At 68.5% G+C, this 20,301-nt stretch carries 17 protein-coding genes; 6 read left to right on the top strand and 11 right to left on the bottom strand.

All coding sequences use genetic code 11. The annotated features are described in order from the left end of the window. Positions 1–21 precede the first annotated feature (21 nt). From ACNR9O_RS12055 to ACNR9O_RS12030, 6 genes are all read right to left on the bottom strand, one after another. Positions 22–1,131, bottom strand: a complete 1,110-nt coding sequence (locus ACNR9O_RS12055) for an acyltransferase family protein (RefSeq protein WP_473680204.1) — start codon at positions 1,129–1,131, stop codon at positions 22–24. Positions 1,132–1,265: 134 nt separating this feature from the next. Continuing rightward, positions 1,266–1,862 carry an IMPACT family protein gene (locus ACNR9O_RS12050; RefSeq protein ID WP_473680206.1) on the bottom strand — a complete coding sequence of 199 codons (597 nt, stop codon included), beginning with the start codon at positions 1,860–1,862 and terminating at the stop codon, positions 1,266–1,268. Continuing rightward, positions 1,859–2,704, bottom strand: a complete 846-nt coding sequence (locus tag ACNR9O_RS12045) for a hypothetical protein (protein WP_473680209.1) — start codon at positions 2,702–2,704, stop codon at positions 1,859–1,861. The genes ACNR9O_RS12050 and ACNR9O_RS12045 overlap by 4 nt, the downstream gene beginning before the upstream one ends. Next, the gene (locus ACNR9O_RS12040; protein WP_473700776.1) at positions 2,701–3,255 is read right to left on the bottom strand and encodes an RNA polymerase sigma factor; all 555 of its coding nucleotides are present in this window, start codon (positions 3,253–3,255) and stop codon (positions 2,701–2,703) included. The genes ACNR9O_RS12045 and ACNR9O_RS12040 overlap by 4 nt, the downstream gene beginning before the upstream one ends. 112 nt (positions 3,256–3,367) lie before the next feature. Continuing rightward, complete coding sequence (locus ACNR9O_RS12035; RefSeq protein WP_473680213.1) at positions 3,368–4,804, bottom strand: lipase family protein; 1,437 nt, start codon at positions 4,802–4,804, stop codon at positions 3,368–3,370. 94 nt (positions 4,805–4,898) lie between these two features. Next, complete coding sequence (locus tag ACNR9O_RS12030; RefSeq protein WP_473680215.1) at positions 4,899–5,651, bottom strand: YdcF family protein; 753 nt, start codon at positions 5,649–5,651, stop codon at positions 4,899–4,901. Positions 5,652–5,841: 190 nt separating this feature from the next. Between ACNR9O_RS12030 and ACNR9O_RS12025 the strand changes: the two genes are divergently transcribed. Then, a complete protein-coding gene (locus ACNR9O_RS12025; protein ID WP_473680217.1) occupies positions 5,842–7,263 on the top strand; it encodes a sugar porter family MFS transporter in 1,422 nt (473 codons plus the stop codon). Between the two features lie 56 nt (positions 7,264–7,319). Here ACNR9O_RS12025 and ACNR9O_RS12020 read toward each other — a convergent pair whose 3' ends face one another. Then, complete coding sequence (locus ACNR9O_RS12020; RefSeq protein WP_473680219.1) at positions 7,320–8,381, bottom strand: NAD(P)-dependent alcohol dehydrogenase; 1,062 nt, start codon at positions 8,379–8,381, stop codon at positions 7,320–7,322. Positions 8,382–8,564: 183 nt separating this feature from the next. On the opposite strand from ACNR9O_RS12020, the gene ACNR9O_RS12015 reads away from it, so the two are divergent. Continuing rightward, the gene (locus ACNR9O_RS12015) at positions 8,565–9,497 is read left to right on the top strand and encodes an AraC family transcriptional regulator (protein WP_473680221.1); all 933 of its coding nucleotides are present in this window, start codon (positions 8,565–8,567) and stop codon (positions 9,495–9,497) included. A 92-nt stretch (positions 9,498–9,589) separates the two neighbouring features. Here ACNR9O_RS12015 and ACNR9O_RS12010 read toward each other — a convergent pair whose 3' ends face one another. The 4 genes from ACNR9O_RS12010 to ACNR9O_RS11995 all read right to left on the bottom strand — a co-directional run bounded on the left by ACNR9O_RS12010 (position 9,590) and on the right by ACNR9O_RS11995 (position 15,754). Next, positions 9,590–11,020 carry an aldehyde dehydrogenase family protein gene (locus ACNR9O_RS12010; RefSeq protein WP_473680223.1) on the bottom strand — a complete coding sequence of 477 codons (1,431 nt, stop codon included), beginning with the start codon at positions 11,018–11,020 and terminating at the stop codon, positions 9,590–9,592. 14 nt (positions 11,021–11,034) lie between these two features. Continuing rightward, complete coding sequence (locus ACNR9O_RS12005) at positions 11,035–12,678, bottom strand: acetolactate synthase large subunit (RefSeq protein ID WP_473680225.1); 1,644 nt, start codon at positions 12,676–12,678, stop codon at positions 11,035–11,037. Positions 12,679–12,852: 174 nt separating this feature from the next. Continuing rightward, the gene (gene xseA, locus ACNR9O_RS12000; RefSeq protein WP_473680227.1) at positions 12,853–14,202 is read right to left on the bottom strand and encodes an exodeoxyribonuclease VII large subunit; all 1,350 of its coding nucleotides are present in this window, start codon (positions 14,200–14,202) and stop codon (positions 12,853–12,855) included. Positions 14,203–14,299: 97 nt separating this feature from the next. Next, positions 14,300–15,754 (bottom strand): phospholipase D-like domain-containing protein, encoded by a 1,455-nt coding sequence (locus ACNR9O_RS11995; protein ID WP_473700775.1) that lies wholly within the window; start codon positions 15,752–15,754, stop codon positions 14,300–14,302. A gap of 102 nt (positions 15,755–15,856) precedes the next feature. Between ACNR9O_RS11995 and ACNR9O_RS11990 the strand changes: the two genes are divergently transcribed. The 4 genes from ACNR9O_RS11990 to folC all read left to right on the top strand — a co-directional run bounded on the left by ACNR9O_RS11990 (position 15,857) and on the right by folC (position 20,184). Further along, complete coding sequence (locus tag ACNR9O_RS11990; protein WP_473680230.1) at positions 15,857–17,818, top strand: acetyl-CoA hydrolase/transferase C-terminal domain-containing protein; 1,962 nt, start codon at positions 15,857–15,859, stop codon at positions 17,816–17,818. Between the two features lie 71 nt (positions 17,819–17,889). Then, entirely contained in the window at positions 17,890–18,294 is a 405-nt protein-coding gene (locus tag ACNR9O_RS11985; protein WP_473680232.1) for a ketosteroid isomerase-related protein, read from the top strand. Between the two features lie 2 nt (positions 18,295–18,296). Further along, positions 18,297–18,893, top strand: a complete 597-nt coding sequence (locus ACNR9O_RS11980) for a GNAT family N-acetyltransferase (protein ID WP_473680234.1) — start codon at positions 18,297–18,299, stop codon at positions 18,891–18,893. A gap of 19 nt (positions 18,894–18,912) precedes the next feature. Next, positions 18,913–20,184: a bifunctional tetrahydrofolate synthase/dihydrofolate synthase gene (gene folC, locus ACNR9O_RS11975; RefSeq protein WP_473680236.1), complete on the top strand. Its 1,272-nt coding sequence runs from the start codon at positions 18,913–18,915 to the stop codon at positions 20,182–20,184. Positions 20,185–20,301 lie beyond the last annotated feature (117 nt).

Here is a 20,301-nt window from a genome sequence, read left to right as displayed (position 1 = left end):
CGATGGCGAAAAGAGTGACGCTCATGCGCCGGCGGAGGTGGGCGCCAGCGCCGGCCTACGCGCGCGGCCGCCCTGCAGGCGGTCGCGCAGGCGCAGGAATGGCGCTTCCACCGTGTAGTGAAGCAGCGCGCCGCCGGCCAGCGTGCAGGCCGCGTACAGCGCGAACGCTGCCACCCCTTGGATCTGCGGATGCTCGGCGAGCCATGTCTGCACGGCGTGAAAGACCAGCTTGTGATCGAGATAGAGGCTATAGGAGATCAGCGCCAGCCAGCCCGCGCCCGGCACGCGGTGCCGGCCCAGCCAGCAGGCCGGGCTGGTGGCGGCTGCCACGACCAGCGCCAATCCCCACGACAGCATCGGGTAGCCGAACACCGAGGCGATCAGGCCGGCGCGATCCTGGAAGACCGACAGTGCGATGGCGGTGAGTGCGAGGCCCATCGCCAGCATGGCATTCGCTCGCGCCTGCAACCAGGTCCACATGGCCGGCCGATAGGCCTGCGTCGCGGCCAGCACGACGCCGGCAAGCAGACCATCGAGGCGGTTCCAGGTCGGGTAATAGATCACCTCGACGAACGGCCGACCATCCATGTGCAGCGTCAGCCAGCCGCGCAGCGCCATGCCGCCGACGATCACGACCAGGCACAGCACGGCGAACGCGCGTGCCGAGCCGTACCGTGCCACCCACCAGGCCAGCAGCGGGAACAGCAGATAGAAGTGTTCTTCCACGCATAGCGACCACACGTGCGAGAACGCCTGGTTGTGCTGGTAGTCGATCAGGAAGTTGACCGTATAGGTGAGGAACTGCCACAGCGGCTGGATGCCCGGCGCCTCGCGCGCCGACGGCAGGGCGAAATACACCGCGAGCACCGCGAGGAAGGCCGGCACGGTGCGCAGCAGGCGCCGCGCGTAGAAGCGGCCGAACGCCGGGGGCCGGCCTTCGCTCAGCGGCTTGAGCCATTGCGAGCCGATCAGATAACCGCTGAGCACGAAGAACAGGTCCACGCCGGCCCAGCCATTGTCTTGCAGCCAGCGCCATGATTCGCCCAGTCCGCCGACGATGAAGGAGTGGAACAGCATCACCCATACGATGGCGATGGCGCGCAGCAGGTCGAGGCCGGGCAGGCGATGCATGGGTGCGTCCTTGGCGAGATGGCGCGGTAGCGCAAGCGCGCGATTCTCGGTAGGCGTCATGGCTGCCGCAAGCAGGTTTTGCTGGCGTTTCGCGGGCAGTCGGCGAGCCGTGCGCGCGGGGTGGCGAAGCGGGCTCAGTCCAGCCGGCGTGCTTCAGTGCGGCCGCGTGTGATGTCGACGATGCGCGCCTGCGCCTCCACGACGCGGCTTTCGGGCAGGCGCAGCACGAGCTCGACACCGTCGGCGCCGAAGTGCTCGTCGTCCAGTTGCGCGTCGAACTCCTTGAGCCGGGCCTTCAGCAGCGCCAACTCCGCGAACTCGCAATGCAGAGCCAGCCGTGCCATCGCGATGATCGGCACGCGTGCGGCTACGCGCAGGCACTCGGCCGCCGCGCCGCCATAGGCGCGCACCAGGCCGCCGGCGCCGAGCTTCACACCGCCGAACCAGCGCGTGACCACCACCACCGCGCGGTCGATGCCTTGGCCCTCGATTGCCTGCAGGATCGGCCGGCCCGCGGTGCCGCCGGGTTCGCCGTCGTCGTTGAAGCGATAGTCCTGGCCGATGCGATAGGCCCAGCAATTGTGCGTGGCGGTCGGATCGGCCACCTGCCGCACGAAAGCCAGCGCCTGTTCGGGCGATTCGACCGGGGCGGCGTGCGCGAGGAAGCGGCTTTTCTTGATCTCCTCGACATGCTGGCACGGCCCCGCGAGGGTGTAGGCCGGTGCGCTCATGGCGTGAGCAGTTGCTCGCGCAGATCGTCGGGCAGGGGATAGTCCGGATGGTCGCGATGGAAATCGGCCAGACGCTGACGCGCTTCATCGCGGCGCTGCGTCGCGAACAGAAGGCGGATCTTGTCCAGCTCCTGTGCGGGCGTGTCATGCGCGTCGCGCGCGGTATCGGCGGGCGGTGCGGGAGGGGCGGGGGCGATCGTCGGTGCCGCCATCAGGCGTGGCGCGGGGGCCGTGGGCGCGGCCTTTTCCTCGAGCGGCTGGTTTCCGGCCGTGGCTTCCGTACGCTGCTGAGCGAATGTCGACGGCTCGTTCGCCGCGACAGGCGTGGCCTGGTCGGTAACGGCCCGCTTCGCGGCCAGCGCTGGTGCCTGCTTCGCCTGCGGCTGCATGACCCTGGCCATCGCAGACGCCGCCGGCTTGGCCATGGGAACGTTAGCCTGTTGCAGCTTGGGCGCGGCCGGATGCATCGGTTCCGTGGGCGGCGGCGGCGCGGGCGCGGCCCGTTGGGCCTGGTCGGCAGCGGGTGCGGCTTCGACCGCCGGTGCGCTGGCCTGCACCGAGACAGCGCCGGGCGTCACGGGCGGCGTGCTCGCCGGCATGTCGCGCATACGCCAGCCCAGCCCGGCGGCCAGCACCAGCACGGCGGCGCTGCTCAGGGCGATCGGCCAGCGCGGCCGGCGTTTCGTCGCCGCAGGCTCGGCGGTTTTCACCGCCTGCGCAGCGGCGCGCAGCACGGCGGCATCCAGCGCGGGACCGGGCTCCTTGCGCGGGAGCTTGCGGTACAGCGCCGCCAGCTCATCCTCGCCAGGCAGATGTTCGTCGTCGGGGCGATGCGTATTCATTCGGCCAGCTGCTCGCGCAGTTTGTTCATGGCGTAGCGCAGGCGGGACTTCACGGTCTCGCGCCCCACGCCGGTGATGTCGGCGATTTCCTCCAGGCTCAGTTCCTGTTCCAGCCTCAGCAGCACGGCGGTGCGCTGCTCGTCCGGCAACTGTTCGATGGCGCGTTGCAGGCGGCGGCGCTGTTCGAAATCCGACAAGGCGTGCTCGGGCTGTTCCTGCGCCGGCGCTTCCACCTGCGCCAGCGCCAGCTCGCCCGCCTCGCCATCGAGCGTGGGCCGCTTGCGACGGAAGCTGTCGACCAGCAGGTTGTGCGCGATCTGCAGCAGCCAGGTGGTGAACTTGGCCTGCGGCTGATAGCGCTCGCGCGCCGCGATCACGCGGCTCCAGGTTTCCTGGAACAGATCGTCGGCGAGGGCCTGGTCGCGCCCGGTGCGCAACAGAAAGCGGTACAGCGTGCCGCGATGGCGCGCGTACAGGGCCTCGAACGCGGCCAGGTCGCCCTGCGCGTAGGCCAGCATCAGCGTCGCGTCCTCATCCACCGCGGTATCCATGGCGGGCGAGGGTAAGCGAAATGCCATGCGGGGGTAAACGCGAGGTGCGGGGGCGGCGTGCATGGTCCATGCAACGCAGACGAGGCATGCGCGGGGTTGCGCTTTGCCCGCGTCAGCCGATCACCGGGCCTGGGTCGGGCTTGCGGAAATCCTCCGGCGCCAGGTTGCGCGTGAGCCGGAACACGCCCTCGTGCACTTTGCGCGGCAGCACGACGTCCAGCACCGTGGTGCGGTGCGGGCCGAACAGCGCGAACAAGTCGTCCGCCGGGTCGGTCGCCGCCAGGGCGTGATGCACCAGGCCGGTGATGGCCGTGGGCTGCACCTGCGCGGCATAGGGACGGTGGCCCGCCGTCGCCGCGCGCAAGGTGCGCCGGCTGTTGCTGGGATCTGCGACGCGATCGTCGCCGCCGAGCAGCGCGTGATTGAGGAAGAACGAAATCACGTTGGGTGTGCGGCTGTTGGCCTGCCGGTCCTGCATGAAGCCCTGCGGCATCCAGTCCGGATTGGGCGGCGTGCCGGCGGCGAACAGAAAGCGCGTATCCAGCAGCGGCTCGCCGGCTTCGTCGGCCAGGCGCACGATCAACAGGCTGCGCGGGTCGTGGATGTGCACGCGCGGGGAGAATGGGCCGGCCGGTTCGAGCTCCACCTTGTTCGCGTCGCGCTGTGCGTTCTCCGCGTCGAAGGCGTCGCACAGAGCGGCATAGCCGGCGCCATCGGCGACGCGCAGGCAGCGCAGCACCGCATCGACGGTGGCCGGTGGCGATGCGGTCATGATGCCTTGGTCGGTGCCGGAGTGTGATGCGCCGGGGATCAGCTTGAACGCCGTGCGCGGCGCGCGCGCCAGGGTCAACGCCAGCACGTCGGCGTCGGCGCCGTCGCCCTTGCGCGCCAGCACCGCGTGCGCAGCATTGAGATTGGCCGCGGCGATGCGTACCACGCCGTCGGAGCCGTCTTCGCCGGTGTAGCTGTTGATATGGTCGTAGAGCTTGCGGTCCGGCCGATCGCCGGCGAGCACGAACAGGAACTGCCCCTTGGCCGCCGGGTCCGCGCCATGGATGTGATCGACATTGAGCGAGAGCGATTCGGGGCTGCCCAGCTCCAGCCAATCGAGGATGCGCCGTCCGGGTTCGACGCCGTCGAACGCCGAGCGCAGCCGGCCCAGCAGGCCCTTGCCCAGCTGCGCCAGCGCGGAGCCGAAGTTGGCCGGCGCCAGCATGACCAGATGAGTGAGCCGGATGGTGCTGTAGGCACCGGGACGATCGCGCTGCGCGCGCAGCCATTCGCGCACCAGCGGACCGCCGGTGGAATGGGTGATGCAGGCGAAGCTGGGCCCGCTCAGATGCAGGTCACGCAGTGCATGGTCGAAGGCGCGCACCAGATCGGCCATGGTGACGGCATCGTCGAAACTGACGTACTTGGATAGCCACAGGTCGGCTACCTGCAAGCCCGAGCCTTGCGCCGCGGCCTGCTGCTGCAGGCGCTGAGGCAGGGCGCCGTAGGTCGAGGTATCGGTGACGCTCCAGCCATGGACGAAAACGAGAGTGGTCATGGGCCGCGTTTCTCCGAGGGGAGCCGCATCCGGCGGCAGGTGCAGTCATGCTGCGGCAGGCCTGTCGCCATGCCTGCGACAGGCGGTGTCCGGCTCAGGGTTTTACTTTCGGCGCATTCAGCCCCAGCGCGTTGTACACGTGGTAACGCGCGACGCCCACGTATTCGTGCAGCGCCGCGTCGGCCACCGTGAAATTCCACGACAGCGGGTAGAACGACCACAGCGGCTCCACCAGGTCGCCGCGCACTGGGGTCGGCTCGATGCCGAAGTGGGCGAAATACAGCAGGCTGCGGCGCATATGCAGGCCCGAGGTGACCAGCAGCTCGCGCTGCGGCGCGTAGGCATCGAGCAACGGTTTGCTGTACTGGGCGTTGTGCCAGGTGCTGAGGCTGCGGTCTTCCACGATCACGTCGGCCGTGGGCACGCCCGCGCGCACCATCGCTTCGCGGTAGACGGTAGCTTCCGGCACGCCGTTATGCAGCGCGTCGCCGCCGCTGGCCAGCACTTTGCAATCGTGGCCGGCGGCATGGCAGGCCTGGTACTGCGCTACCGCAGCGAGGATGCGGCCGTTGGAAAAGAAACTCGGTTCCACCGTGCCATGCGCGGGGTCGCGGAAAGTGCCGGCGCCGAGCAGCACGATGGCGTTGCGCTCGCCCCATGACACCGCCGGCGTGGCGCTGTAATCACTTTGCAATCCGCGCATCAGCCAGAACGGCACGGGGCCGCAGCCCACCGCAAAGAACAGCACGACCGCCAATACGGTGCAGGCGCGGCTGAGGCGCTGCCGCCGCCAGCGGCGCAGGGCGAGGGCGAGCAGACACAGCAGCATGAACACGAGTAAGGTCATCGGGCCCGTATCCTGTCGATGGCGAAGCGTGCAGCTTACCCGGCGCACATCGTCGCGGAGCGCATGGCGGCGCGATTGGTGCGAAAAATGTGTTGCGCGGCAGCAAATGCTGCATACGTATTCATCCGCGGCGCCGGCTGGCGCGCCGCAGAATCGGCCGGATTTTCATGCCTTGGGGAGAGGCGTACGAATGAATGCTCTGGATAGCGTGGAAGGCACGCAGCAGCGTGCGACCGCACGGGTGGTACTGATTGCCGCGGCGGCGGCGCTGGGTGGATTCCTGTTCGGTTTCGACACCGCCGTGATCAATGGCGCGGTGGACGCGGTGCGCGGCAGTTTCGGGCTGGGTGCGGGGCGCATCGGTTTCGCGGTGTCCTGCGCGCTGCTCGGTTCGGCACTGGGCGCGTGGTATGCCGGCATGCTCGCCGACCGTTTCGGGCGCGTGCGCACCATGCAGGTGGCCGCCGCATTCCTGGCGGTGAGCGCGCTGGGTTCGGGACTGGTGTTCGGCGTGTGGGACCTGGTGCTGTGGCGCCTGGTCGGCGGTATCGGCGTGGGCGTGGCATCGGTGATCGCGCCGACCTATATCGCCGAGGTATCGCCGGCGCAGGTGCGCGGACGGCTCGGCTCGCTGCAACAGCTGGCGATCGTGCTTGGCATTTTCGCTGCGCTGCTCAGCGACGCCTGGCTGGCCGGCACCGCCGGCGGCGCATCGAAGACGCTGTGGCTGGGCCTGGAGGCATGGCGCTGGATGTTCCTGGTGGCGGTGGTGCCGGCGCTGGTGTACGGCTCGCTGGTACTGGGCGTGCCCGAGTCGCCGCGCCACCTGGTGGCCAAGGGGCGGCTGGCGGAAGCCAAGGACGTGCTGCGCCAGGTGCTGGACCTGCGCGAAGAACATGCGCTCGACCAGAAGCTGGTCGACATCGAGCAGAGCCTGCGGTCGGAATACCAGCCGACGTTGCGCGATCTGCGCGGCACGGTGGCGGGCCTGCTGCCGGTGGTGTGGATCGGCATCCTGCTGTCGGTGTTCCAGCAGTTCGTGGGCATCAACGTGATCTTCTATTACTCGTCGACGCTGTGGCATTCGGTGGGTTTCAGCGAATCCGATGCGTTCTCGATCAGCGTGGTCACCTCGGTGGTGAACGTGCTGGTGACGCTGGTGGCGATCGCGCTGGTCGACCGCATCGGCCGCAAGCCGCTGCTCCTGATCGGCTCGGCCGGCATGACCGTCACGCTGGGCCTGATGGCCTGGTGCTTCTCGCTGGCCACCGGCAGTGGCACGGCGCTGAGCCTGCCCGCGCCGTGGGGCATGGTGGCGCTGGTCGCGGCCAACGCCTACGTGGTGTTCTTCGGCCTGAGCTGGGGCCCGATGGTGTGGGTGTTGCTCGGCGAGATGTTCCCCAACCGTATCCGCGCGGTGGCGCTGGCGGTGGCCGCGGCCGCGCAGTGGGTGGCGAACTTCATCATCACCAGCAGCTTCCCCGCGCTGGCCGAGGCTGGCCTGAGCTTCGCCTATGGCCTGTACGCGCTGTTCGCGCTGATATCGCTGGTGTTCGTGGCGAAGGCGGTGCGGGAGACGAAGGGGATGGAGCTGGAAGAGATGAAGGGCTGACGGCCCTTCACCCCCGACCCTCTCCCCACAGGGGAGAGGGCGAGGTAAAGCGAGACTCAGGCCGACTTCTTGAGCGACGCGATGTCGATCACGAAGCGATAGCGCACATCGCTGCGCAGCATGCGATCGTAGGCCTGGTTGATGTTCTGGATATCGATCATCTCGATATCCGAAACGATGCCATGTTCCGCGCAGTAATCCAGCATTTCCTGCGTCTCGGCGATGCCACCGATGGCCGAGCCCGAGATTGCGCGGCGGCCCATGACCACGGCACCGGCCTGTACCGGCGGTTCAATCGGTTCGAGCAGGCCGACCAGGCACAGCGTGCCGTTGAGCGCGAGCGTCGCCAGGTACGGATTGAGATCGTGCGGGCTGGGCACCGTGTCGAGGATGAAGTCGAACGAGCGGGCCACCGCCTTCATCTGCGCCGCGTCGGTGGACAGCACCACGTGGTCGGCGCCCAGGCGGCGCGCTTCGGCTTCCTTGTCCGGCGTGCGGGTGAACAGAGTGACGTCGGCCCCCATCGCCTTGGCGAACTTCAGGCCCATGTGGCCCAGGCCGCCCAGGCCCACCACGGCCACCTTGCTGCCCTTGCCGATCTTCCAGTGGCGCAGCGGCGAATACGTGGTGATGCCCGCGCACAGCAGCGGCGCGGCAGCCTTCGGATCGAGCTTCTCCGGCACGCGGACGACGAACTTGTCGGAGACCACGATGCGCTCGGAATAGCCGCCGAAGGTCGGCATGCCGTCGCGACGGTCGATGCCGTTGTAGGTCCAGGTCGCGCCCTCGACGCAGTACTGCTCGAGGCCGGCGTGGCAGGCGCCGCAGTGCTGGCACGAGTCGACCATGCAGCCGACGCCGACCACGTCGCCCACCTTGAACTGGCTGACTTCGGCGCCGACCGAGCTCACGCGGCCGATGATTTCGTGGCCGGGCACCATCGGATAGATGCTGTTGCGCCACTCGTTGCGCGCCTGATGGATATCGGAGTGGCAGACACCGCAATACAGGATGTCGATCACCACGTCGTCCGGCCGCGGGTCGCGCCGCTCGAACGTGTGCGGGGCGATCGGAGTGGTGGCGGACTGCGCGGCGTAGCCTTGGATGGACAGGGCCATGGACGATGCTCCTTAAGATCAATGAGGACGGGGAACGACCTGAAAAGTATGGGCCGCCGGCTCGGTGCGGGGTTAGCCGGATCCTGCGAAATCGTTGCCCGATCCTGCAAAGCCCAGCTTGCGATGCTCGCCAGGCGGCACAGGAACGGGCAAGCTTGCCAGGACGATCAATGGTACAAGTCCATGGAATCCAAGACCTTGTCCCCTGAGGGGAGTGGCAGGCTGGCGCAGGCCCGCCAGGAATTGACCGCGCTGGTTGAACGATACGCCGCCACCGAAGGCAACTTTGTGACCGCCTGGGGGCCGCTGACTCTGTTCCGCGCGAACTCGTCCAGCGTGCCGACCTGCACGCTGTACGAGCCCGGCCTGGGCGTGGCGCTGCAGGGCGCGAAGCAGATCCTGGTCGGGCCGGACACCCTGGTCTACGAGCCGGGTGCGTACCTGCTCACCTCGGTGGACATGCCGGTAACCGCCCAGGTGCTGCGCGCCGCGCCGGAAGAACCCTGCCTGTGCCTGACTCTCGGCTTCGACCTCCAGCGCATCCGCGAACTGCTGCCGGAGGTGGACGTACCGCGTGCCGATGCCGTGGCGCCGCGCGGCATGGCGCTGAGCGCGCTGGACGCGGACCTGCTCGATCCGCTGCTGCGCCTGGTGCGCCTGCTGGAGCGACCGCGCGACCTGGCGATCCTCGGGCCGCTGATCGAGCGGGAACTGCTGTATCGCCTGCTCACCGGCGCTCAGGGCGCGCGTCTGGCGCAGATGGCCTCGGCCGGCAGCCAGGGCCACCACATCGCGCGCGCGATCCACTGGCTGCGCGAGCATTACCACCGCCCGCTGCGCATCGACGACCTCGCCTCGATGGTGAACATGTCGGCGTCGTCGTTGCACCATCACTTCCGCGCGGTGACCGCGATGAGCCCGTTGCAGTACCAGAAGCAGTTGCGCCTGCAGGAGGCGCGCCGCCTGCTGCTGTCCGAGCGCTGCGACGTGGCGACGGCCGCGCATCGCGTGGGCTACGAGAGTCCATCGCAGTTCAGCCGCGAATACAGCCGGCGCTTCGGGGCGCCGCCGTTGCGGGATGTGGGCAGGTTGAGAGTCGAAGCGAGCGTGGCCTGACGTCGTTGCTCCCTCTCTTCCTCGCTCCTCAAGGCAGAGCACATCCATGTGCTCTCCCCGCGTGCTCCCCGAAGGAGAAGGACTCAGGGTCTTTAACCCTCCCGCATCACCATCAAGCGCAGCTCGGTCATGTCCTCGATCGCATAGCGCACGCCTTCGCGCCCCGCGCCGGAGAGCTTCACGCCGCCGTACGGCATGCTGTCCACGCGGAAGCTCGGCACGTCGTTGACGATCACGCCGCCTTGTTCCAGTTCGTTCCATGCACGCATGGCGTGGGCGAGGCTGTCGGTGAAGATGCCCGCCTGCAGGCCGTAGTCGGAATCGTTGGTCATGGCGATGGCATCGTCGATGCGCTTGAACGGCGCGAGCAGGGCGAACGGGCCGAAGACTTCCTGGCGATTGACCTTGGCGTCGCGGGGCACGTCTTCCATCAGCGTCGCCTCCAGCATCGGACCCTTGCGCTTGCCGCCGCACAGCACCTTGCCACCGGCCTTGCGTGCTTCTTCGATCCAGCCGTGCAGGCGCTCGGCCGCAGCCTCGTCGATCATCGGACCGAGGAAGGTGTCCTTCTTCTTCGGGTCGCCCGCCTTCAAGGCCTTCACCGCGGCGATGAGGCGCTTCTTCAATTCGTCGTACAGGCTTTCGTGCACGTAGATGCGCTGCACGCTGATGCAGCTTTGGCCCGACTGGTAGAACGCGCCGAACACCAGCCGCTCGATCACGCGGTCCAGGTTCGGCTTCTGGTCGGCATCGATGATGCAGGCCGCGTTGCCGCCCAGTTCCAGCGTCACCTTCTTGTGGCCGGCACGCGCTTTCAGATCCCAGCCGATCTGGCTGCCGGTGAAGGACAGCAGCTTGAAGCGTGGATCTTCCACCAGCGGGGAGGCGTGCTTGCCGTCCAGGTTGAGGATGGAGAAGGCGCCCTTGGGCAGATCGGTCTCGGCCAGCACCTCGCCGATGATCAGTGCGCCGATCGGCGTGCGTTCGGCCGGCTTGAGCACGAACGGACAGCCGGCCGCGATGGCCGGCGCCACCTTGTGCGCCACCAGGTTGAGCGGGAAGTTGAACGGCGTGATGAAGGACACCGGTCCCAGCGGCACGCGCCTGGTGTAGCCGTGATAGCCGTCGAGGCGCTTGGCGATCTCCAGGTTGAGGGTTTCGCCGTTGGTACGTACTGCCTCTTCAGCGGCGATGCCGAAGGTCTCGATCAGGCGCGTGACTTCGCCGGCCGAATCCTTGATCGGCTTGCCGGCCTCCACACAGAGTGCATAGGCCAGTTCGTCGCGCCGCTCCTTGAAGCGCTTCACGCAGTGCTGCAGTACGTCCTGGCGTGCCCACGGCTTGAACTCGCGCATCGGCGTGGCCGCTTCCACCGCGGCGGCGATGGCCTGTTCCACCGCCTTGGCGTCGGGCACCGCCACGCGCGTCGCCACCTTGCCGCTGTACTTGTCCAGCACGTCCATCTGCTCCTTGGACGTGCGCGCCTTGTTGGCGAGGTAATAGGGATAGCTCTTGGCAAGCATGAAGTCGCTCCGGGTCATACCGCCGCGCTGAGGTGGCGGATCTCTTCGTTGAGGATGCGGTGGTTATCGCTGTAGTCGATGGCCAGGTCGATCAGGTGCACGCCGCCCTGGTCGAAAGCGCGCTTGAGCGTGGGCAGGAATTCATCGGCGCTCGCCGGCCGGTGGCCGCGCGCGCCATGTGCCTCGGCGAACTTGACGAAGTCCGGGTTGCCGAATTCCATGCCGTAGTCCGCATAACCCATCTCGGCCTGTTTCCAGCGGATCATGCCGTAGGCGTCGTCGCGCAGCAGCAGGATGACCAGATCCAGCTTCAGGCGCACGGCGGTTTCCAGCTCCTGCGCATTCATCATGAAGCCGCCATCGCCGCAGATGGCCAGTACCTTGCGTTCCGGATAGACCAGCTTGGCCGCCATCGCCGAGGGCAGGCCGGCGCCCATGGTGGCCAGGGCGTTGTCCAGCAGTACGGTGTTGGGCTGGCGCGCGCGGTAATAGCGTGCGTACCAGATCTTGTACATGCCGTTGTCCAGGCACAGCACGCCGTCGTCCGGCATGAAGCGGCGCGTATCGGCTACCAGGCGCACCGGATGGATGGGGAAGCGCGGATCGTCCGCGTGTTCGGCGAGCTGGCCGTGGAAGGCCTCGCGCACCAGGTCGAAGTAACCGAAGTCCCAATGCGCTTGCGCGGTCATCGCATCGGTGAGGCGTTCGATGGTGTGCGCGATGTCGCCCACCACTTCGATCTGCGGAAAGTAGACCGTATCCACTTCGGCCGACGAGAAGTTGATGTGGATGACCGTGCGCCGCCCCTTGTGCATGAAGAACGGCGGCTTCTCCACCACGTCGTGGCCGACGTTGACGATCACGTCGGCGGCATCGATCGCGCGGTGCACGAAGTCGCCGTCGGACAGCGCGGCGTTGCCAAGCCACAGCGGGTGATCCTCGTCGACCACGCCCTTGCCCATCTGAGTGGTGAAGAACGGCATGCCGAGCTTGTCGATGAAGGCGCGCAAAGCCACCGCCGTGCGCTGGCGGTTGGCGGCGGCGCCGATCATCAGAATGGGGCGGGTGGCCGCGCTGATCGCTTCGCCGGCCTGGATCAGCGCGGCGTCGTCAGGGGCAGGGCGCCGCGCGTACTCGGTGGGCAGCAGAATCACCTCGTCGACCTCGTCGCGGGCGATGTCTTCCGGCAGTTCCAGGTGCACCGCGCCGGGGCGTTCCTCTTCGGCACGGCGGAACGCTTCGCGTACGCGGGCCGGGATGGTCGGCGCGGAAACGATCTGTCGCGTGTACTTGGTCAGCGGCTGCATCATGTCGACCACGTCGACCAGCTGGAACAAGCCCTGCTTGTGCGTGCGGATGGGCTTCTGGCCGGTGATCATCAGCATCGGCATGGCGCCGAGCTGGGCATAGGCCGCCGCGGTGACCAGGTTGGTGGCGCCTGGCCCCAGGGTGGATAGCGCCACGCCGGTTTCGCCGGTGAGGCGGCCCCAGGTGGCGGCCATGAAACCGGCGGCTTGCTCGTGGCGGGTGACGATCAGCTTGATCGACGAGTCGCGCAGTGCTTCGACCAGATCCAGGTTCTCTTCGCCGGGGACGCCGTAGATGCTGCGCACGCCCTCCGCTTCCAGTGCCTTCACGAACAACGCCGCAGCCTTCATGCACTTCGCTCCATCGGGCAGATGGCGGGGCAGGATGCGCCCGTTGGCGTTCAGAAGGTGTGAGATGTCGCGCGCCTGGTTATATGGATTGCAATGGGCTGTTATTCGGCTTGCCCACGTGGCTTCCGGCGATGGCCCGAGCCGATGACGCTGGCGGGTGCGAAGCAGAAGAGCTTACGGCTCGTTGCGCAGCGTCAGCTCGCCATCGGCCACTTTCGCCCGCACACGTTCGCCGGTCTTCACCGCCGCAGCCGAACGGATCACGCGTCCCTGTTCGTCGAACAGAATCGCGTAGCCGCGATCGAGCGTCGCCAGCGGACTCACGGCGTGCAGCGCGCGCGCGGTCTGGCCGAGCGAAGCGCGGCGGCGTTCGAGGATCTGCGCGATGGCCTGGCGCAGGCGGCGTTCCTGCTGCGCGAGCTGTTGCGCGTACAGCGGCAGGCGCTGGCGGGGATGGCGGGCGAGCAGGCGGGCGTGTGCGCGTTCCAGGCCGGTAGCGCGGCCGCGCATGGCCTCGCGCATCGCCACGGCGAGGCGATGGCGCAGGTGGGCCAGGCGTTCGCGGTCGCGCAGCAGGCGGGTCTGCGGGCGCTGGGCCTGCAAGCGCGCGAGGAGATGATCGGTGCGCTGGATCAGTGCCTGCATCCGACGCTGCTGCAAGGTGGCCAGGCGCTGGCGCAGCTGGTGCAGGTGGCGGCCGATCGACGCGGCGTCGGGGACCAGCAGTTCCGCGGCGGCGGAGGGCGTGGGCGCGCGCAGGTCGGCGACGAAGTCGGCGATGCTGAAGTCCACCTCGTGGCCGACCGCCGACACCACCGGTACCGCGCTGGCGTGGATCGCGCGCGCGACCTGTTCGTCGTTGAACGCCCACAGGTCCTCCAGCGAGCCGCCGCCGCGGGTGAGCAGCAGCACGTCATAGCGGCCGCTGGCCGAGGCACGGCGCAGCATGGAGACGATTGCGGGCGGCGCTTCGCGGCCTTGCACCGGTACGGGCAGGACGTCGACATCCGCCAACGGCCAGCGTCGCGCCATCACGCTCAGCACGTCGCGCACGGCGGCGCCGGTGGCCGAGGTGATCACGCCGATGCGGCGGGCGAAGGCGGGCAGGGGACGCTTGCGCGACGGGTCGAACAGGCCTTCGGCATCCAGCCGCGCCTTGAGCTGTTCGAACTCGCGCTGCAGCGCGCCTTCGCCAGCCGGCTCCATATGTTCGGCGACCAGCTGGAATTCGCCGCGCGGTTCGTACAGCCCGACGCGAGCGCGCACCAGCACATGCATGCCATCGGCGGGCCGGAAACGCAGCGAGCCGGTCTTGGGGCGGAACATCGCGCAACGCACCTGCGCGCTGGCGTCTTTGAGCGTGAAGTACAGATGCCCCGACGCGGGGCGCGCCACGTTCGACAGCTCGCCCTCGATCCATATCAGCGGCAGCGCGTCCTCCAGCAGGTCGCGGACCAGCCGGTTGAGCGAGCTCGGCGTCAGGATGTGCCGCGGCGGCGGCGTGGGAGCGTCGGGGGCGTGCATGGAGGGTGGGAGACTAGCATGAACCGCTTAGGCGTCATCTAGTTGGCGCCGGGAGTTCAGGCGGGATATCAGCAGCGAAGCGTGTGTGTTTTCCGCCTCACGCCTCCGGTTCGTCCGCCGCACGGATGCGTCGCTGGTGTTTGCGGCGCGCGCGCCAGGCACGGATGCCGAAGTTCAGTGCGAACCACAGGGCCAGCACGGCGATCGGCCAGCCCACCACCGCCGGCCACAGGATGGCGGTGGCGGCCAGCGCGAGCAATGCGAGCGTGCCGGTAAGCAGGGGCCCGGTCTCGGTATCGCCCAGCACGCGGCGGTCGGCGAAGGCCGCGCCCATCGTGTTGGCGATGCGCAGGGCGCCGGCGGCGGCGCGGCTGGAGCTGCCGCCCATGCGGCTGGTGCGGGCGGGGCGGGCGGACGCGCTGACGCGATCGCGATGGGGGCGGTTCGGGCGTGGCGTCAGCACGATCTCGGTGGCGTTGGCCAGGTCCTGCTCGTATTGCGCGGCCAGCTGGTGGGCGAAGCCGGGGTCCTCCACGGCGACATCGATTTCGCGGTTACCCAGCCAGCTGGCGATGTTGAGGTTGGACGAACCCACGCGCGCCCATTGGCCGTCGGCGACGGCGGTCTTGGCGTGCAGCATGGAGCCGTTCCATTCGAAAACGCGGATGCCGGCCTTGAGCAGCGGCCGGTAGCCTGCGCGCGACATGCCCGCGACGACCGGGATGTCGCTGCTGCCGGGTACCAGCAGGCGCACGTCCACGCCGTCCTTCGCGGCGGAAGCGAGCGCCTGCACGTAGGGCGCCACGCCGACGAAGTACGCATCGGTGAGCCACAGCGTCTTGCGCGCCATCGCCGCGATCATCTGGTCCAGGCGATACATGCCGGCGGTGGACGGCTGGGTGGCGATCACGCGCAGCGCCACTTCGCCGGCCGGTTGCGCCGGAACATGCGGGAAGTCCGGCAGCGGCTCGCCGATGCTCGACCAGCTTTGCGCGAAGGCCAGTTCCAGCTCCGCCACCGCCGGGCCGCGCAGCGCGACGCCGGTGTCGCGCCATGGCGCGATGCCTTTGGCCGGGTCGCCCAGCCATTTCTGGCTGATGCACACGCCAGAGAGAAAACCGATCTCGCCGTCGACCACGAGCAGCTTGCGATGGTCGCGGCTGACCCAGCCGAAGGGCTGGCCCAGCTGCGGCGGATTGAAGGCGCGCACCTGGCCGCCGGCGGCGCGCAGCGGCGCCCAGAAACTCGCGCGCGACTGGCCCATGCAGCCCATCCAGTCGTACACCAGAGCGACGGTCACACCGTTCCTGGCTCGCTCCACCAGCGCATCGCGGAAGGCGCGGCCCACCTCGTCGTCGCGGATGATGTAGTTCTCCAGCAGCACGCGCTGCTTCGCGCCGCGGATCGCCGCCAGCCAGGCCTCGAAATGGGCGGCCGCATCGATCAGCAGGTCGACGCGATTGCCGGCCAGCAGCGGCGCGCCGGCGGCACGGCTGAGTGCCTGTTCGGCGAAGCGGCGGCCGGGTGACGAAGGGAACGGGGTCCAGTTCATGCGGCCAGTGTAGGGCATGCTCCGTGGCGACCGCGGCGTGGTGAAGGGCGCATGAAGCGGGGTCATGCAACGCTTCCGGCGTTTCTGTCATGCTCCGCGCCCATGACGCCAGAGCAACGTCACACCGACACGGAAGCCTGTGCCCGGCTGATCGCCGAACGGCTGGGGCCTGACCTGCGCATGGCGGCACCGCTCGGCCTGGGCAAGCCGCATGGGCTGCTCAACGCGCTGTACCGGCTGACCCGGGACGACCCGTCCCGCTCGATGACCTTATATACGGCGTTGTCGCTGACCCGGCCGCATCCGGCGCCCGGATTGGAAGAGCGTTTCGTCAAGCCCTTCGTCGAGCGCCATTTCGGCGTCGACGCCGAAGACCCGCTGTATGCCGTGGATCAGGCGCGCAATGCCATGCCGCCAAATGTGGCCGTGCACGAGTTCTACATGCAGTCCGGCGCGCTGCTGCAATCGGGCAGCGCGCAGCGCAACTACATCAGCCAGAACTACACGCACGTCGCGCGCGACCTGGTGGTGCAGGACATCAACCTGCTGGTGCAGCTGGTAGCGCGACGGGAGACGCCCGAGGGCGTGCGCTACAGCCTGTCGTGCAACCCCGACCTGACCATCGATTTCATCGCGCTGGCCGAGGCGGCCGGCAAGCCGCGCCCGCTATGCGTGGCGGTAGTGCATCCGGACCTGCCGTACCTGAGCGGGCATGCCGAAGTCGCGGAGAGTTTCTTCGACCTGGAGTTGCGCCCCGACGACATCGCGCCGCTGTTCGCGCTGCCGCGCCAGCCGGTGGATGCGGCCGAGTACGCGCTCGGGTTGCACGCCAGCGCGCTGGTCAAGGATGGCGGCTGCCTGCAGATCGGCATCGGCGCGCTGTCCGATGCGCTGGTGCATGCCTTGCTGTTGCGCCAGCGCGACAACGTGCACTGGCGGCGCGCGCTGGTCGGGCTCGATCCGCGCGGCGCCACGCATGCGCTGGCCGCCAGGTTCGGCGGCCTGGCGCCGTTCGAGCACGGCCTGTACGGCGCGAGCGAGATGGTGATGGACGGCTTCATGCACCTGCAGCGCGCCGGCATCCTCAAGCGCCGCAGCTGGGACAACCTGGCGCTGGAGCGCGCCGCCGCCGCCGGACGCCTCGCCGCCGGCACGCCGGGCGGGCATTACCTGCGCGGCGCGTTTTTTCTGGGTACGCGCGAGCTGTACCGCTGGCTGCGCGAGACCGAGGCGGCCGATCCCGACGCGATCGACATGTGCCGTGTCTCCAACGTCAACCAGCTGTATGGCGACCACCAGGCGCTGGCGTCGCTGCAGCGCCGCGGCGCGCGCTTCTTCAATACCTGCATGATGGCCACGGTGCTTGGCGCGGCGGTATCCGATGCGCTGGAGGATGGCCGCGTGGTGAGCGGCGTCGGCGGGCAGTACAACTTCGTGGCGATGGCGCACGAACTGCCGGACGGCCGCTCGGCGCTGCTGCTGCGCGCCACCCGCAAGGTGCGCGGCACGGTAGAGACCAATATCCGCTTCAACTACGGCCATACCACTATCCCACGCCACCTGCGCGACCTGTTCGTCACCGAGTACGGCGTAGCGGATCTGCGCGGCAAGACCGACAGCGAATGCGTGGAGGCGATGCTGGCGATCAGCGATGCGCGTTTCCTCGACGCGTTGTGCGCGGAGGCCAAGGCGGCCGGCAAGCTCTCGCCCGATTTCCAGATTCCCGAAAAGTGGCGGCGCAACCGGCCGGAGTTCCTGCGCGAAGCGCTGGCGCCGCTGGAGAGCAAGGGGCTGTTCCCGCGTTTCCCGTTCGGCAGCGACTTCACCGAGGTGGAGCAGCGCCTGCTGCCGGCGCTGGGCTGGTTGAAATCGGCCGGCGGATCCTGGCGCGGAAGGTTTGGCCTGTTGCGCGCGATGCTGCGCCCCGGCGCGGTGGTGGCCGGCGAGGACGAGGCCTTGCAGCGGATGGCGCTGATCGGTCAGGGCAGCCTGAAGGAGCGCATGCTGCGGCGGATGGTGCTGGCGGCGTTGCGCCGCACGGGGCGCGCCGCGCCTTCTGCATAGCGTGCGAATGCGAGACAGCGCGGGTGGCGGGCATTAATCTCTGCGCTCTCGAATCGCCCATCCCGGTTGCCATGTCGTCTACCGAATCCCTGATCCGCCGTTATTACGCCGCTTTCAACGAAGCGAATTGGCACGCCATGCTCGACTGCCTCGCGGAGGACGTCGCCCACGACATCAACCAGGGCGGCCGCGAGACCGGGCGCGAGGCGTTCAAGGCGTTCCTCGGCCGGATGGAGCGCAGCTACCGCGAACGGCTCGAAGACATTGCCGTGATGGTCGGTGCCGACGGCGCCCGCGCTGCTGCCGAATACGTGGTGCACGGTCAGTATCTGGCCGACGACGAAGGTCTGCCGCCCGCCCAGGGCCAGCGCTACGTACTGCCCGGTGGCGCGTTCTTCGAGATCCGCGACGGCCGGATCGCGCGCGTCACCAACTACTACAACCTCAACGACTGGATCGCCCAGGTCGGCGGTTGAGCATGGCTGTCGACACCATTGTCTGCGCCGGCGAGGCAGTGAGCCCTTACCTAGGCGACTTGGCGCGACTGCGCATCGCGGTGTTCCGCGAGTATCCCTATCTGTACGAGGGCGATGCCCAGTACGAGGAGCGCTATCTCACCGCCTATGCGCGCTCGCCGCGCAGCGTGTTCGTGCTGGCGCTGGATGGCGGCAAAGTGGTGGGGGCGTCCACCGGCCTGCCGCTGGCCGATGATGGTGAGGCTTTCCACCAGCCGTTCCTGGCGCGCGGCCTGCCGCTGGACGAGGTGTTCTACTTCGGCGAATCGGTACTGCTGCGCGACTATCGCGGGAGCGGGCTGGGCCATCGCTTTTTCGACGAGCGCGAGGCGCATGCGCGACGTCTGGGCGGTTTCCGCTGGACGGCGTTCTGCGCGGTGGAGCGCGCCGACGACGACCCGCGCCGCCCCGCCGGGCACCGTTCCAACGAGGCGTTCTGGCGCAAGCGCGGTTACCAGCGGCAGGACGACATGTTCTGCACGCTGGCTTGGAAAGAGCCCGGCGATATCGAGCCGCGCGCCCATCGCCTGCGCTTCTGGCTGCGTCCGCTGGACGCCTGACTTTTTCGGGAATTTGCGCATGTCACGCACGCTGGCCGAATGGCTGAGCTATCAGGAGAACGTCAACGCGCGCAGCATCGAGCTGGGGCTGGAGCGCGTGCGCACGGTATGGCAGCGCATGGGCGCGCCCGCGCCGGCGCGCTGGACCATCACCGTAGGCGGCACCAACGGCAAAGGCTCCACCGTGGCGATGCTCGAAGCGATGCTGCGCGCGGCCGGTCGACGCGTGGGCTGCTACACCTCGCCGCACCTGCTGCGCTACAACGAGCGCATCCGCATCGATGGCCGCGACGCGGACGACCAGGCTCTGGTGGAAAGCTTCGAGCGCATCGAAGCGGCGCGCGGCGACATCCCGCTGACCTATTTCGAGTTCGGCACGCTAGCCGGGCTGGACCTGTTCGCGCGCGCGGGGCTGGATGTGGCCGTGCTGGAAGTCGGGCTCGGCGGGCGGCTCGATGCGGTGAACATCATCGACGCCGATGTGGCGGTGATCACCACGGTCGATCTGGACCACATGGACTGGCTCGGTGCCGACCGCGACAGCATCGGGCGCGAGAAGGCGGGCATCGCCCGCGCCGGAAGGCCAGCCATCGTCGGCGATACGGCGCCGCCGGCCGGCCTGCTCGATGCGCTTGCCGGCATCGGTGCGCGGGTGGAACGGTTGGGCGAGGACTTCCGGGTAAAACGCGAAGCGCAGGGATGGACCTGGACGCACCGCGACGGCACCGCATTCGCACTGCCCGATCCCGCGCTGGCAGCGCCGGTGCAGTACGCCAATGCCGCCACGGCGATCGCGGCGTTGCATGTCTTGCGCGGCGAGGCGGCGCCGATAGCAGCGCAGGCATTGGGCAGTGCCGCCGCGGCCGGTGTGCGCGGTGCCCGCGTCGCGGCGCGATTGCAGGCGCTGGGAGGCGATCCGGCGCTGATCGTGGATGTCGGCCATAACCCGCAGGCGGCACGCGCACTTGCCGAGTGGCTGGACGCCAATCCGGCGGGGCGCGTGCATGCGGTGTACGGTGCACTCTCCGACAAGGATGTGGCGGGCGTGATCGCGGCGCTGGGGGCGCGCATCGCCCATTGGCATCTGGCCGGGCTGGATCGCGATACGCCGCGTGGGCTTTCGGCCGAGGCACTGGGCCGGGTGCTGCAGGAGACCCTGCCGGAAGCCGCGTTCGATCTGCACGACGACGTGCGCGCCGCCTTGGCGGCCGCGCGCGCGCAAGCGCTCGAGGGCGAGCGCATCCTTGCGTTCGGCTCGTTTTTCATCGCCTCGGCGGTCCTTGCGAACTGATGTCCGCTCGACGGAACGAAGCAGGGATCGCGGCCGTCCACTGAACCGTCACCGGCGCGTTCGCATGGGCGACCCCGGGGACAGGTATAATCCCGCCGTTTCGTGTTTGCGCTTTTG

This window comes from Dyella sp. CR10 (genome assembly GCF_055814425.1).
Note: the sequence above shows the minus strand (reverse complement) of the source record. Positions and strands in the feature narration are given on the sequence as shown.